The sequence below is a fragment of the Sphingomonas oligophenolica genome (assembly GCF_006438955.1).
Taxonomy (GTDB): Bacteria; Pseudomonadota; Alphaproteobacteria; order Sphingomonadales; family Sphingomonadaceae; genus Sphingomonas; species Sphingomonas oligophenolica_A.
Map to the genome: position 1 here is coordinate 430,442 of NZ_RCZK01000001.1, position 14,169 is coordinate 444,610.

Genomic DNA, 14,169 nt, shown 5'->3' on the forward strand with positions numbered 1-14,169 from the left:
GTTGGGCCTTGGGCGGCTAGGCTCAGCCATCCGAAAGCCGCAAGGAGGACGAACCGATAGCCTCTAGGCATTGGATCAAGAACACCGCTGTGAATTTACCCCGCGCCAGCTTGTTCCTGATATTCGGTTCCGAGTCCATGACGCCAATGTCCGCCAGTTTCCCGGCAAGCTGCGCGTAGGTCACACCCCGGCGCTTCAGTTCGCCTTTCAGCAGCCCCTTTGCCTCGTCCTCCCAATCCTTCATCGTCTTCACGTAGCTGCTCCTATGATGCGATATGCCATCATACGCGATACAAACGCCATTGACAACGATACCGTGATGCCATTATATCCGATGCATAAGCACTGGATACGATTACATGGCACAACATTTCCTCCTTTCCGCACAAGCTCGCACCCTCAGCTTGAAGACCGTCTTCAAGATGGGCGAGGATGCCGCCTACGAGGCGTTCCGTCAGATGCGTTGGCCTGAAACGGAAGGCGAGGCCGTGTGTCCGCAGTGCGGTTGCCCCGATACCTATAACATAACGTCGCGCCGTCGCTTCAAGTGCGTCGCTTGCTATCACCAGTTTTCGGTGACGAGCGGCACGATCTTCGCGAGCCGCAAGCTGCCGTTCACCGACCTACTCGCCGCGATCGTCATTTTCGTGAACGGCGCAAAGGGCGTGTCAGCGCTGCAAGTCAGCCGCGACCTGGACGTGCAATACAAGACCGCATTCGTGCTGTCGCACAAGCTACGTGAGGCGATGGCGCTAGAGGATGCGGGACAGCGCCTTAGCGGCACGGTCGAGGTCGATGGCGCGTATTTCGGCGGCTATGTGAAGCCCGCCAACCGCAAGGCCGATCGCGTCGATCGCCGCACGCTGCTGGCACAGAATGGCAAGCGCCAGTCGGTTATCGTGATCCGCCAGCGCGGCGGTGACATGCTGACGTTCGTTGGCAAGGGCGAAGCCGCTGGCGTCGCTCACGTCGCCGCTGTGGTCGAACCCGGCACGGTCGTTCATGCTGACGAGGCCAGCCACTGGGATGCGCTCCACGCTCGCTACGAAACGTTCCGCATCAACCACAGCGAGGCCTACGCACTCGACGGCGCTTGCACCAATCAGGCGGAAAGCTTTTTCAGCCGCCTACGTCGTTCGGAGATCGGCGTTCACCACCACGTCGCGGGACCGTATTTGAACGCCTACGCTGGCGAGATGGCATGGCGCGAGGATAACCGTCGCCAGCCCAACGGTACGCAAGCGGCGATGGTTACGCGGGCTGCGATGGTGTCGCTGGTGTCGCGCAAGTGGGCGGGATATTGGCAGCGCGCGGCTTAATCTACTTGTCTTTCGTAGCTGATCCAAAAACAAAGCCGAGCGCGCCGGTTATTAACGAAAATGCGCCGCTAATCGCCAACTTGAACACTTCAGCCGCTTTGTCGGTCGCGCTCACGCCAAGGCCGATACAGGCAGCTATGATTAGGAGCAACGCCCCTAAAATAACAAATCCCGCGATATTGCCAGCCTTCTCGGGGCCACCCCCAAAAAACTTTCCTATCCATCCTAGATGATGGGGAAGATTTGGGTCCGGTCTTCCGGTTAGGGGATCAAAACCCTTTTTGGGTATTTCAGACGTCGGGGCTTCTACCGGTGCGCTTTCGATCGACGTAATCGGTGCCAGATCGTCCGCCAAGGCCTATGCTCTTGCCAATTCTAGAAAATGCGCTCGGATTTCATCGTCCGATATATACTGGTGACCTTCCTCGCGTGCCTTGCTCCACGGCGTACCCGCAGCATGTGTAAGAGCGGAAAGCTCCGGCCCGGTGAAGCCCTTGTAACGCTGCCAAACCGCTGCGAAGATCTCGTAAAATTTCTCGTCTGATTGTGCGACAACCAAGGCTTTTGCTTCCCCAGTCTGGGGATCAATATCGGATGCAAGCTCAGTTATAAAATTCCAGCGATACTTCTTAAATTGCTGATACAGCGACGATAAAACGGGCCCATTAGGCCATGCTTCAAATCGATCACCTACGACGGGAAACCCGGTTGTAGCCAGATACCACCCATGCATGTTGTATACGAGCTTTTGTATCTTTAGCGGGTCCACTCCTACGCGATCTTCTTTGGCGCGCCAGAGAAAGGTATTTGCTACCCATGTAGGCTTATAGACGTATGTTGGAGCGTCAGCCATTGCGGGATGACATGTAGGGATTCCCGCTGAATCTGTCTATAGCGCTGGTTCAGGTACGCTCTATCCGGCCAGCCGCCACTCCAACTCGCTCCCCGACCCGTACTTCACCCCCACCACCAGCCCCTTCTTCCGCAGCCGGTAGAACGAATCCGCCACGCGCTTGCGTAGGAGCGTCATGGCAACGCGGTCGCGCTCGTCAACGCCGCGGTCAGCCGCCATTGCCGATGCAGCCTGTAGCGTCCGCACCGGCCCGCCTGATCGCCGCAGCATGTCGAGCAGGAACCGCTGTAGGTCGGTCGTGCCATCCTTGGCGACGGGAGGCCGCTTGCGGATCGGGAGATCGTCGTAATTGAGGCCGGGGCTGAATACGAGGATAGCGCGGTCGATCGCCTCTAGCGACGCGCTGGTCGCCTCCCACGCCGTGCGGTGTGTCTCTACCTCTAGCGCCAGTTCGCCGCGCTTACGCAGCAACCCGCTTAGCGTCTGATCGTATCCGTCCTGCATATGATGGCATTAGCGTATTGACGCGGTTACGTCTGTCGCTACGTTGGTGCATCTGATACATAATACCGCTCGACTGGCGTCGCCGCGTGGCGGGGCGCGCCGCGCCGGGATCCGGCCCCGCGCTGTCAATCGGGAGTGATTTCTAGATCGATCGGCTCGTCGCTTCTGGCACGCCACGGCGCGACGCGGTAACGCCACGCGCGTGGACGTGTATCTCCCCATCGCGAATCTGTCGGTCAACGCGCTCGTCATCGTCGCGCTGGGCTGCGGCGTCGGGCTGTTGTCGGGGATGTTCGGAATCGGGGGCGGGTTCCTGACGACGCCGCTGCTGATCATCTATGGCATCCCGCCGACCGTCGCCGCGGCCTCGTCGGCGAGCCAGATCACCGGCGCCAGTGTGTCGGGGGTGTTCGCGCATTTCGATCGCAAAGGCGTCGACGTGAAGATGGGCGGGGTGCTGGTCGCGGGCGGTATCCTCGGTTCGTTCGTGGGGGCGTGGATCTTCCAGCTGCTCCAGGCGAGCGGGCAGATCGATACCGTCATCGGGGTCGTGTACGTCGTGTTGCTGGGGTCGATCGGATCGCTGATGGCGCGCGAATCATGGACCGCGATCGGTTCGGCGCGCGGCGCGCGACCGGTGAAGCCACGGCGGCGGCGGCACCATCCGCTGATCGCGGCGCTGCCGCTCAGAACGCGATTCTATGCGTCGGGCCTATATATCTCGCCGCTCGCGCCGCTGTTGCTCGGGTTCTCGACCGGCATCCTCACCATGCTGCTCGGAATCGGCGGGGGCTTTATCCTGATCCCGGCGATGATCTACCTCCTCGGGATGGCGACCAGCGTCGTGGTCGGCACCTCGCTGTTCCAGACGCTGTTCGTCACCGCGGTCGCGACGATGGTCCATGCAACGACGACCAAGGCGGTCGATATCGTGCTCGCGGCGCTGTTGCTGCTCGGGTCGGTGACCGGTGCGCAGGTCGGCGCGCGATTCGCGACCAAGGTCCGCCCGGAATATCTGCGCCTCGCGCTCGCGATCCTGGTGCTGCTGGTCGGCCTGCGGATCCTGCTGGGGCTGGTGTGGCGACCCGATGAACTCTTTTCGATCGAGCTGGCCTGATGCGCGCGCGCGCGCTGGCGGCGGCGATGCTGGCCGCGCCGCTGATGATGGCGGCGTCGGCGTCGAAGCCGGTGCTGATCCCCGACGTCAGCCAACGTAACATCGACATCGCCTACAGCTTCACGGGCGCCGAATTGCTGTTGTTCGGCGCGATCCTTTACCCCGGTGGGCGCCAGCCCAAGGGCGAACAGCCGACCGACATCGTCGTCGTGGTCAAGGGCCCGACCCAGTCGATCGTGGTGCGCGAGAAGGAAAAGGTCGCCGGGATCTGGGTCAACGCCGATCGGCTGCGCTATCGCTCCGCGCCGAGTTTCTACGCGGTCGCCTCGTCGCGCCCGATCGATCAGCTGGTCGACGAGCGGACGCGGGCGATCTACGAACTGGGGCTCGGCAGCCTCCAGTTGTCCCCCGCCTCGAGCGCGGTATCGGATACGCAGGCGCGGTTCCAGCAGGGGCTGGTCGAGCTCAAGCGGCGCGCGGGACTGTATTACGAGGCGCCCCAGGCGGTCGAGATTACCGACGGCGTGCTCTATCGCGCGCGTCTGACGGTGCCTGCGCGGGTGCCGGTGGGCCGGTTCACCGCGGAAACCTTTTTGATCCGCGATGGGCGCGTGCTCGCCGCAGCGGTGCGCGATATCGATATCAGGAAATCGGGGTTCGAGCGGTTCGTCGCGCGCGCTGCCGATCATACGTCGATTCGCTACGGGCTGGTCGCGGTGGCGTTGTCGATCGCGCTCGGCGGCGCGGCGGGCTGGATCGCGCGGCGGCTGTAATTGGCGTTAATTACACGATCTTAACGGGTTTGCGGGCATAGGCAGCAATCGAACGACAGGGGTCGATGTGCCGATGAACGACATGCCCGGAGCCAGTGCCTTCGTCGGCGCCACGCCGATCGGGGCCGGATTGCCCGCCGATGCGACCGCGGTCGCGGCGATCGGTTGCGTGCTGTCGATCGCGGGATCGAGCAGCCGTATTCTGCTCAGCCGTACCGAGCTCGACGCGGTCGCGCGGCACCCCGATCCCGTCATCGCCTCGGCGGGACAGGTCGGGGGGCAGGTGAAGATGCGGGTCGGGTCGGCGTGGCTGATCGCCAACATTCGCAGCCTCAGCCTCGACGACATCGCGGGCGACTGGGTCGCAGCCGACGTCGACTTTCTCGGCGAGGGCGACGAGGAACGGCTGACCGGCAAGCTCTACAACTTCCGCCGCGGGGTGACGCGCTATCCGATTCCGGGTGCCGACGTCTTTCCGGTCGCGACGCTCGACCTCAAGCAAATCTATTCCGCGACCGATCGCCCGCACATTCAGATCGGGATGGTCTATCCGACCCGCGACGTCCGTGCTTCGCTGTATGTCGATGCGATGCTGGGCAAGCATTTCGCGCTGGTCGGGTCGACCGGCACCGGCAAGTCGACCAGCGCCGCGCTGATTCTCCACAAGATCTGCGACATGGCTCCCGAAGGCCATATCGTGATGATCGATCCGCACGGCGAATATGCCGCGGCGTTCGCGGACAGCGGCGCGATCTTCGACGTCACCAATCTGCAAATGCCGTACTGGCTGATGAATTTCGAAGAACATTGCGAGGTGTTCGTCACCGTGCAGGGTCACGAACGCCAGATCGATAGCGACATCCTCGCCAAATGCCTGCTGATGGCCAAGGCGAAGAGCCGGATCGGACAGGAGATCGCCAAGCTGACGGTCGATGCGCCGGTACCGTATCTGCTCAGCGACCTGACCAACATCATCGGGCTCGAAATGGGCAAGATGGATCGCGCGGGCGATACCGCGCCATACCTGCGGCTGAAGACCAAGATCGACGAGATCAAGGCTGACCCGCGCTACGGCTTCATGTTTTCAGGGATGCTGGTTGCCGACACGATGGCCGATTTCCTGGCCCGGGTGTTCCGGATGCCGGGCGGGGGCCGCCCCATCTCGATCGTCGATGTGTCGGGCGTGCCGTCGGAGATCACCTCGGTGGTCGTCGGGGTACTGGCGCGGATGACGTTCGATTTCGCGATCTGGTCGCGCAACGAGCCCCAGCGCCCCGTGCTGCTCGTCTGCGAAGAGGCGCATCGCTATATTCCGAGCGGGCGTGGGACCGATCATTCGTCGGTCGGCCGCATCCTGGGGCGGATCGCGAAGGAAGGCCGCAAATACGGGGTGAGCCTGGGGCTGATCACGCAGCGGCCGTCCGATCTGGAAGAGGGCGTGCTGTCGCAGTGCGGCACGATCATCGCGATGCGCCTCAACAACGAACGCGACCAAGCCTTCGTCCGCGCGGCGATGCCGGAGGGCGCCCGCGGGTTCCTCGATTCGATCCCCGCGCTGCGCAACCGCGAATGCATCATCTGCGGCGAAGGCGTTGCGGTGCCGATCCGGGTGAGCTTCGACGATCTGGCCGAAGACCGTCGTCCGGCGTCGGGCGACCCGCTGTTCACCCAATTGTGGCGCGATAGCGGTGGCGAAGACGCGATCATCGAGCGCACGATCCGCCGCTGGCGCGCACAGGGCAAATAGTCCGAGGTTGAGTTGGCGCTTGCTAGCCGATGGCGCGGTTGAGATTTAACCGATCTAACATGGTCGCGCCGTTAGCCGCCAATCAGCGCGTGGCGCCGACCTTTACCGCGAGCAGGTGCGCGACCCGTGCCTTGAACGCGCGCAGTTTCTCGCCCGAGAGCGCGGAGACGGCGGCGAAGCTGATCGAGCGCGGGTTGATCGCCTGGCCGTTCTTCCACACCTCCCAATGGAGATGCGGCCCGGTCGACATGCCGGTCGAGCCGACGTAGCCGATCACTTGACCGCGGCTGACGCGCTGACCTTGGCGCACCGCGAAGCGGCTCATATGGCCATAGCCGCTCGCCAGCCCGCCGCCATGCGCGAGCTTGATGAAATTGCCGTAGCCGCCCGCGCGCCCTGCAAGCTGGACGACACCGTCGAGCACCGCATAGATCGGCGCGCCATAGGCCGCGCCGATGTCCATCCCCTTGTGCATCCGCATGAAGCCGAGCAGCGGGTGCAGCCGCATCCCGAAGGTCGAGGTAATATGGCCCGCGACCGGCATTCCCATGAAGCCGCGGCGTTCGGTCTGACCGTTGGCGTCGTACCAGCCGCCGTTGTCGCTGGTGCCGGCGGGGCCGTCCCATTTGACGAGCTGGAGCTTCTTCGCGCCCTGGTCGATTCCCGCGAAGACGAGCTTGCCAAGCCGGACTTCGCCGGTCGCGGCGCGCTGTTGTTCGACGATCAGGTCGAAACTGTCGGCCGCCGCGATGTCGCGTCCGATCGACAATTTGGTCGCGAGCGCCTTGATATAGGATTCGACGACGCGCGGCGGCGCACCCGCGGCGCGTGCCGAGCGATAGAGGCTCGATCCGACCAGGCCCTGGATCCGCAACGGGGTGTTGTCGATCGCGATCGGTTGGCGGGCCATGACGAGTCCGCTGCCCGCGCGGTCGATCGCGAGCGCGAGGTCGAAACGCGCGCGCAGTGCCAGCGATTCAAGCGGGCGGGCGACGCGCTTGTCGGCACGCCGCCCCAGCGTCAGGTTGATCCGGGTGCCCGATGCGATGTCGCCGAGCGCTACCGCCTGCGACACCAGATCGGCGGCGCGGTTCGCGTCGGTATCGCCGACCCCGGCGCGTTCGAGGACGCTGGCGAACCGGTCGCCGTCGCCCATCGTCGCGCTGAGTTCGATGGTCGGGCGTTCGGGGGCTTCGGCGAGCGGCGCGACTAGATCGTTGGCGGCCATTCGCTTGCCGGTATCGGCGCCCCAGGCGAGCGGCGCGATTCCCTGCGCGCGCGCCTCGTCCCATTCGCGCCCCTGCAGCGGTGCCGGGACCGCGCCGACAACGGTGCGCCCGACGCCGGGTGAGAGCATATAGGCGACGGCACACAGCGCGGTGCAGGTGGCCAGGCCGCGCCACCAGTCGCGGCTGCCGATCTGGGTACCGAGATCGGGGGTCCAGTCGATCCGCGCGAGCGTGTCGAACAGCGATGGCGGCGGCGCAACGACGGCGGCACGTCCAAACCCGGGACGCACGAACGAGCGGGCGGTGGTGCCCCCCGCGAGTTCCAATCCTGGTTCGTTGCGTAGAAACACGGGCGAAGCCTTACCGTCGTCAGCTCGCCGTATTCCCCCCGGCGCAGGTCGATTCACTGTGAGGGCAAGGTGCTAAAGTCAAATTAACCGGCGCGCGCGGCGCGGCCCGCTGCGGCGAACGGTTGCCGGGTCACGGCGGGCGGTTTAATCGAGCGAAAACCAATGTGTTCGAAGCCGATGTGGATCATTGCGCGGCGCGTCGCGAAGCCCGATGTGGGGTGCATGGCCGTCGCCCCCCCCGTCTCCGCTGACAACGTCACTGCGGTCCTGGGGCCGACCAATACCGGCAAGACGCATCTCGCGGTCGAACGGATGTGCGCGCATTCGAGCGGGGTGATGGGGTTTCCGCTGCGGCTGCTGGCGCGCGAGGTCTATGACCGCGTCGTCCGGATCAAAGGCGAACGGCAGGTCGCGCTCGTGACGGGGGAGGAGAAGATCGTCCCCCCCGACGCGCGCTGGTTCCTGTGTACCGCCGAAAGCATGCCGGATCACGACGCGGCGTTCGTCGCGCTCGACGAAGCGCAATTGGGGGCGGACCCCGAGCGCGGGCATATGTTCACAGACCGGCTGCTCAACCGGCGCGGGCGCGAGGAGACGATGATCCTGGGGTCGGAGGCGCTGCGCCCGATGATCCGCGCGGTGATTCCCGACGCCGAGATCGTGGCGCGACCGCGCTTTTCGACGCTTTCCTATGCGGGCGCGAAGAAGATCAGCCGGCTGCCCAAACGCTCCGCGATCGTCGCGTTCAGCGCCGAAGAAGTCTATGCGGTCGCCGAGATGCTGCGGCGGCTGCGCGGCGGGGCAGCGGTGGTGATGGGCGCGCTTTCCCCGCGGACGCGTAACGCGCAGGTCGCGATGTTCCAGGCGGGCGAGGTCGATTATCTGGTCGCGACCGATGCGATCGGGATGGGGCTCAACATGGACGTCGCGCATGTCGCGTTCGCGAGCCTGAACAAGTTCGATGGCAAACGCAGCCGCCGCCTGACCGTCGCCGAGATGGCGCAGATCGCGGGGCGCGCGGGGCGGCACCAGCGCGACGGGACGTTCGGCGCGCTGGTCGAGGAGGGGCCGGGCGCGTTCCTGCCCGAAGAGGTGCTCGCGATCGAGGAACATCGCTTTCCGCGGATCGAGCAACTGTATTGGCGCGAGGGCGATCCCGACCTGTCGAGCATCGATGCGCTGATCGCGGATTTGGAGCGCAAGCCGCAGGCCGACGTGCTGCGCGCCGCACCGCAGGCGATCGACCTGGCGGTGCTGAAGCGGCTCGCCGACGAGCCTGGCGTGCGCGAGCGCGTCCGATCGCCGCAGATGGTCGCGCGGCTGTGGGCGGCGTGCGGATTGCCCGATTTCAGAAAGAGCGGGCTCGATCCGCACAGCCGGTTCGTCGCACGCGTCTTCAACTATCTCGCCGAGGGGCCGATTCCGCACCAATGGTTCGCCGACGAGATCGCGCGGCTCGACACCGTGGTGGGGGATGTCGAAACGCTTAGCGGGCGGATCGCGTCGGTCAGGAGCTGGGCGTATATCGCCAACCGCAAGGACTGGCTCGCCGATTCCGCGCATTGGGCGGAGCGGACGCGCGAGGTCGAGGAGCGGCTGTCCGACGCGCTCCATGCGGGCCTGACCCAACGGTTCGTCGACAAGCGGACGACTGCGCTGATCCGCAAGATCGGTGCCGACGCATCAGCGCTGCCGGTGACGATCGGCGAGGCGGGGGAGGTGATGGTCGACGACCATGCGATCGGGCGGCTCGACGGGTTCCGCTTCACGGTCGATGCCAGCGCGCGGGCGGGGGATCGACGGCTGTTGCTTGCTGCTGCCGAACGCCATCTGGCGGGCGAACGCGCGGCGCGCGCAGCGGCGCTGATCGCAGCGGCGGATGGCGATATCGCGTTCGGGTCGCAGGGGAGCGACGGGGTGGCGATGGTGTGGCGCGGGCATGCGGTCGCGACGCTCGCGGCGGGGCCGTCGCTGGCGCGACCGCGGTTGATCCTCGACGCCTCGCTCGATTGCCTCGCCAAGCCGATTGCGACGCAGGTGCACGCGCGGATCGAGCGTTGGTTCGCGGACGGCATGGCGCGGCACGCGCGCGCGCTGGTGTCGCTCGCGGCGATGACGCGCGATGCGGACGCGACCCCCGCGCTGCGCATCGTCGCGGCTGCGATCGAGGATGGCGCCGGGATCACCGCGCGGCTGCCGCTGCGCGCGTCGGTCGAGGCGCTGTCGGCGGACGAGCGCAAACGGCTGCGGTCGATCGGCATCACCGTCGGCGCACTCGACCTGTACGACCCGCGGCTGCTGAAACCGGCGGCGCAGGCGTGGCGCGCCGCGCTGCTCGCCGCGCGGGATCGCGAACTGCCGATCGCGCCCGATGCCGCGACCGTGCTCGCGCGCGGCACCGCAGGAGCAACGCTGGCCGCGGGGTATCGCCCGCTCGCGCGCCAGGCGGTGCGGATCGACCTGGTCGAACGAATCGCGCGCGGGGTGCATGATGCGCGGCAGGGGCGCGCGCCGTTCGCGCCCGACACCGCGCTCGCGACCTCGATCGGGCTGGAGCCTGCGACGATCGAACGCCTGATGGTCGAGCTCGGCTTTCGCAGCGTACAGTCGGACGGCGGCGCGCGCTGGGCGTGGCGGGGTCGCCCGGCGCCGCGGCGGCAGGAGCGCGAGGCGCCGACGACGGGGGCGTTCGCGGGGCTCGCCGATCTGGTCCGGCATGGCTGACGCGCGTGGAGGCGGGGGCGCGGCGATGCGGCTCGACCGGTTCCTGTGGCACGCACGGTTCGCCACGACGCGGAGCGCCGCGCAGGTGATCGCATGCGAACGGCGACTCAGGATCGACGGACGGACGATCGATCGTGCCGCCGCGCCGGTCCGCGTCGGCAATATCCTGACCTTCGCGCAGGGGCAGCGAGTCCGCGTCATCCGGATCGAGGCGCTGCCGACCCGGCGTGGCCCCCCGGCCGAAGCGCGCGGCTGCTATCAGGATCTGATGGTTGAGAACGGCTCGCAGCAAGCGCCGGGTGATTGACGAGCCCCATCGTCGGGCATAGCAGCAGGTCGAACACGCCGATACCGAACACGCCCACACCGAATACTGCGACAGGGAGCCTTTCGAACCATGACCTATGTCGTCACCGATGCCTGCATCAAGTGCAAGTACATGGACTGCGTCGAGGTGTGCCCCGTCGACTGTTTCTACGAGGGCGAAAACATGCTCGTCATCAACCCCAGCGAATGCATCGACTGCGGCGTGTGCGAACCCGAATGCCCGGCGGAAGCGATCTTGCCCGATACCGAGAACGGGCTCGAGAAGTGGCTCGAGATCAACACGACCTTTTCCGCGCAATGGCCTAATGTGACCACCAACAGCAGCCAGACCCCCGCCGATGCCGACGAGCACAAGGGCGAAGAAGACAAATTCGACAAATATTTCAGCCCCGAACCCGGCAAGGGCGACTGAACCGCGGGTTGCGGTGTCAAGCAGTGGTCCAGCCGGTGGTCGGGTGTGGGCGTTGCGGTGAATCGTGCCGGAGCGGGTCAGCGCGGCTGACTCTTCGCTGGTAATTTTGTTTCAAAGCTGTTAAATACGTCCGTGACGGGCGCGGTGAGCGACGCGCCCTGCCGGAGATTCACACCCCATCTCGACACGACGGCTGCCCGTGGTCCCCCCGACCTCGGCCCGTCACCGTCGGATGCTTGCAGAAAGGCCCCCCATGGCTGCCAAGGCACTGTCCTTCGATGTCGGCGATTTTGTCGTTTACCCCAAGCACGGCGTCGGCCGCGTGGTCGAACTCCAGAAGCAGGAGATCGCGGGAACCAGCCTCGAACTCTATGTGCTGCGGTTCGAAAAGGAGCGGATGACGCTCCGCGTGCCGACCAACAAGGCCGAAAGCGTGGGGATGCGCAAGCTGTCGTCGGACAAGACGATGGGCGAGGCGATGGACACGCTGAAGGGCAAGCCCAAGGTCAAGCGCACGATGTGGTCGCGCCGCGCGCAGGAATATGAAGCCAAGATCAATTCGGGCGATCTCGTGTCGATCGCCGAGGTGGTCCGCGACCTGTTCCGCGCCGACGACCAGCCCGAGCAGAGCTATTCCGAACGCCAGATCTTCGAGGCCGCGACCAGCCGTCTCGCGCGCGAACTCGGCGCGATGGACGGCACCGACGAGCCCGCCGCGCAGGTCAAGATCCTCGAGATACTGAACGCGTCGGCCGCGATCTACAACAAGGACAAGGTGGTCGCCTGATCGCTGATCGATTGACGATCCGATGACGAAGGGCGGCCCCCAAGGGGTCGCCCTTTTTCGTTTGCGGCACCCATCGCGGCGGTGTATTAATTCACCAATACACGATGGGAGCCGAATCATGAACTATGCCGCGATCGCGATGCTCGCCGGACTGACCGCCTGTTCGATGAGCTGGGACGACGACAAGGGCGCAGGGGTCGCCGGGACGGGATCGGGCACCACGCGCAGCTATGCGGTCACCGACTTCACCGGGGTCGAGCTGCGCGGATCGGACGATGTGGATGTCCGCGTCGGCGCGGGGTTCTCGGTGCGCGCCGAAGGCCCCGCAAAGGAGCTCGAACAGCTGCGGATCGCGCGCGATGGCGACACGCTGAAGGTCGGGCGCAAGAGCGGGATGCACTGGGGGGAGCACGGCAAGGTCAAGGTCTATGTCACGCTGCCCCGGCTGGCGGCGGCGGACGTCGCGGGGTCGGGCGACATGGCGATCGATCGCGTCGAGGGCGCGAATTTCGCGGGCACCGTCGCGGGATCGGGCGACCTGGGCGTCGCGGCGATGGCGGTCGACAACGCCAAGCTGTCGATCGCGGGATCGGGCGACCTGCGCGCGGCGGGGATTGCCAAGGCGCTGACGGTCGACATCGCCGGATCGGGCAACCTGACCGCGCGCGGGCTGACCGCGCAGCAGGCCAAGGTGTCGATCGCCGGATCGGGCGACGCGACCGCGGTCGTCAACGGCCCGGCGAAGGTAAGCATCGTCGGATCGGGCGATGTAGACTTGGGCGCGGGTGCGACTTGTTCGGTGTCGAAGGTGGGATCGGGGTCGGTGCGCTGTCGGTGACTCGACCGCGGACGTACGCGCGGGGTTGCCGGGGGACGCGCTAGGATGCGAGGATAGCGGATGACCTTGTCGCTTCGCCTCGCCGTTCTCGCGCTGTCCTGCGCCACCGCCACCGCCTCGGCGGCGGACCGGCCGATCTATATCGGCAGTTTCGACCGGGTGCGGGTCCAGGGGCCGTTCGAGGTCCGGATCGTCAATGGGTCGCCCGGCGCGACGCTGTCGGGGGATCGCCGCGTGATCGAGGGGGTCGAGGTGCGGGTCGATGGATCGACGCTGACGATCCGTAACGGCTTCGGCCAATGGGGCGAACAGCCGCGCGCATCGACGACCCAACCGGTGGTGGTGACGCTGCGCACGCGCAACGTCGTGCACGCGACGGTGATCGGCGCGGGGCGGCTGACGATCCCGCGGATGAAGGCGACGCGGGTCGAACTGGCGGTGACCGGCGCGGGGGTCATCATCGCGGGCGGGATCGACGCCGATCAGGCGAATGCGACGGTGATCGGCGGCGGCGCGATCACGCTGGCGGGGCGTGCGACAAGCACCCGGTTGATCGCCAACGGCCCGGCGACGATCGACGCGGGCGCGCTGGCCGCGGGCGATGCGACAGTGCGCGTCGATGGGCCGGGGGAAGTGAAGGCGAACGCGCGCTTCACCGCGACGGTCGACAATCTGGGGCTGGGGCAGGTGACGGTCGCGGGGCACCCCAAATGCAGCGTCAAGGCGAATGCGGGCGGCCCGGTGACGTGCGGCGGCGGCGCCTGACGCGTCAGATCAGCGCAAGGTCGGCGAGCGCGCCGATCAGCTGAGGCGGCATGTCGGCAAGCCCGCTCGCACCACCGCCGAGATCGAGCGGGGCGTCGGCGCCTTCGAGATAGCGCCAGCCCTGATGCGCGCGCTTGGCGCGTGCCTGGACCAGCACGAGCGGCGGATCGAGGTGGATCGCGACCTTGCCCCCCTCCGCCTCGCCGAAGCGCAGGATCGACGATCGCGCGACGAGCTGGTGCTTAATGATCCAGAACAACGAACCCCGCCCCGCGACTTCCTCGTGGCGCTTGGGCAAATAGCGCGTCGTCAGGAACAGCGGCCCCGCTTCGGCGCGCGCGGCGAGCCGTTCGGCGAGATGATCGAGGCTCGTCGCGCCGAACGCGACTTTGGTCAGGTGGAGCGGCATGAGCCGTCGATGTGG

Annotated in this window: 16 protein-coding genes; 10 read left to right on the forward strand and 6 right to left on the reverse strand. The window is 66.1% G+C overall.

The window, feature by feature from the left end; translation table 11 throughout:
- Positions 1-22: 22 nt before the first annotated feature.
- Positions 23-244 (reverse strand): DUF6471 domain-containing protein, encoded by a 222-nt coding sequence (locus EAH84_RS02255; protein ID WP_140867331.1) that lies wholly within the window; start codon positions 242-244, stop codon positions 23-25.
- A 115-nt stretch (positions 245-359) separates the two neighbouring features.
- Here EAH84_RS02255 and EAH84_RS02260 point away from each other — a divergent pair, with 115 nt between their 5' ends.
- Entirely contained in the window at positions 360-1,319 is a 960-nt protein-coding gene (locus EAH84_RS02260; RefSeq protein ID WP_140867005.1) for an IS1595 family transposase, read from the forward strand.
- A 1-nt stretch (position 1,320) separates the two neighbouring features.
- Here EAH84_RS02260 and EAH84_RS02265 read toward each other — a convergent pair whose 3' ends face one another.
- From EAH84_RS02265 to EAH84_RS02275, 3 genes are read right to left on the reverse strand one after another with little or no spacing between them, the layout of a single operon-like run.
- The gene (locus EAH84_RS02265; protein ID WP_140867008.1) at positions 1,321-1,674 is read right to left on the reverse strand and encodes a hypothetical protein; all 354 of its coding nucleotides are present in this window, start codon (positions 1,672-1,674) and stop codon (positions 1,321-1,323) included.
- Positions 1,675-1,677: 3 nt separating this feature from the next.
- Complete coding sequence (locus tag EAH84_RS02270) at positions 1,678-2,172, reverse strand: Panacea domain-containing protein (protein ID WP_140867011.1); 495 nt, start codon at positions 2,170-2,172, stop codon at positions 1,678-1,680.
- Positions 2,173-2,232: 60 nt separating this feature from the next.
- Complete coding sequence (locus tag EAH84_RS02275; RefSeq protein ID WP_140867014.1) at positions 2,233-2,676, reverse strand: hypothetical protein; 444 nt, start codon at positions 2,674-2,676, stop codon at positions 2,233-2,235.
- Between the two features lie 202 nt (positions 2,677-2,878).
- Here EAH84_RS02275 and EAH84_RS02280 point away from each other — a divergent pair, with 202 nt between their 5' ends.
- From EAH84_RS02280 to EAH84_RS02290, 3 genes are all read left to right on the forward strand, one after another.
- Positions 2,879-3,793 (forward strand): sulfite exporter TauE/SafE family protein, encoded by a 915-nt coding sequence (locus EAH84_RS02280; protein WP_140867017.1) that lies wholly within the window; start codon positions 2,879-2,881, stop codon positions 3,791-3,793.
- Positions 3,793-4,566: a TIGR02186 family protein gene (locus tag EAH84_RS02285; protein WP_140867019.1), complete on the forward strand. Its 774-nt coding sequence runs from the start codon at positions 3,793-3,795 to the stop codon at positions 4,564-4,566. The genes EAH84_RS02280 and EAH84_RS02285 overlap by 1 nt, the downstream gene beginning before the upstream one ends.
- 73 nt (positions 4,567-4,639) lie before the next feature.
- Positions 4,640-6,313: an ATP-binding protein gene (locus EAH84_RS02290; protein WP_140867022.1), complete on the forward strand. Its 1,674-nt coding sequence runs from the start codon at positions 4,640-4,642 to the stop codon at positions 6,311-6,313.
- An 82-nt stretch (positions 6,314-6,395) separates the two neighbouring features.
- Here the strand turns inward: EAH84_RS02290 and EAH84_RS02295 are convergent, their stop codons facing one another.
- Positions 6,396-7,892, reverse strand: a complete 1,497-nt coding sequence (locus tag EAH84_RS02295) for a M23 family metallopeptidase (RefSeq protein ID WP_140867025.1) — start codon at positions 7,890-7,892, stop codon at positions 6,396-6,398.
- Positions 7,893-8,114: 222 nt separating this feature from the next.
- Here EAH84_RS02295 and EAH84_RS02300 point away from each other — a divergent pair, with 222 nt between their 5' ends.
- The 6 genes from EAH84_RS02300 (at position 8,115) to EAH84_RS02325 (ending at position 13,745) form a co-directional block, all read left to right on the forward strand.
- Positions 8,115-10,616, forward strand: a complete 2,502-nt coding sequence (locus tag EAH84_RS02300; protein ID WP_140867028.1) for a helicase-related protein — start codon at positions 8,115-8,117, stop codon at positions 10,614-10,616.
- The gene (locus tag EAH84_RS02305; RefSeq protein ID WP_241656410.1) at positions 10,609-10,923 is read left to right on the forward strand and encodes a S4 domain-containing protein; all 315 of its coding nucleotides are present in this window, start codon (positions 10,609-10,611) and stop codon (positions 10,921-10,923) included. Before EAH84_RS02300 ends, EAH84_RS02305 begins: the two co-directional genes overlap by 8 nt.
- 90 nt (positions 10,924-11,013) lie before the next feature.
- On the forward strand, positions 11,014-11,355 hold the full coding sequence (gene fdxA, locus EAH84_RS02310; protein WP_140867031.1) for a ferredoxin FdxA: 342 nt from the start codon (positions 11,014-11,016) through the stop codon (positions 11,353-11,355).
- Positions 11,356-11,608: 253 nt separating this feature from the next.
- Entirely contained in the window at positions 11,609-12,142 is a 534-nt protein-coding gene (locus EAH84_RS02315) for a CarD family transcriptional regulator (protein ID WP_140867033.1), read from the forward strand.
- 118 nt (positions 12,143-12,260) lie between these two features.
- A complete protein-coding gene (locus EAH84_RS02320) occupies positions 12,261-12,980 on the forward strand; it encodes a head GIN domain-containing protein (protein ID WP_140867036.1) in 720 nt (239 codons plus the stop codon).
- A gap of 60 nt (positions 12,981-13,040) precedes the next feature.
- Positions 13,041-13,745, forward strand: coding sequence for a GIN domain-containing protein (locus EAH84_RS02325; RefSeq protein WP_140867039.1), 705 nt, complete (start codon positions 13,041-13,043; stop codon positions 13,743-13,745).
- 4 nt (positions 13,746-13,749) lie between these two features.
- On the opposite strand, the gene EAH84_RS02330 is transcribed toward EAH84_RS02325, so the two are convergent.
- Positions 13,750-14,154 carry a DUF1489 family protein gene (locus tag EAH84_RS02330; RefSeq protein WP_140867042.1) on the reverse strand — a complete coding sequence of 135 codons (405 nt, stop codon included), beginning with the start codon at positions 14,152-14,154 and terminating at the stop codon, positions 13,750-13,752.
- Positions 14,155-14,169: the final 15 nt, after the last annotated feature.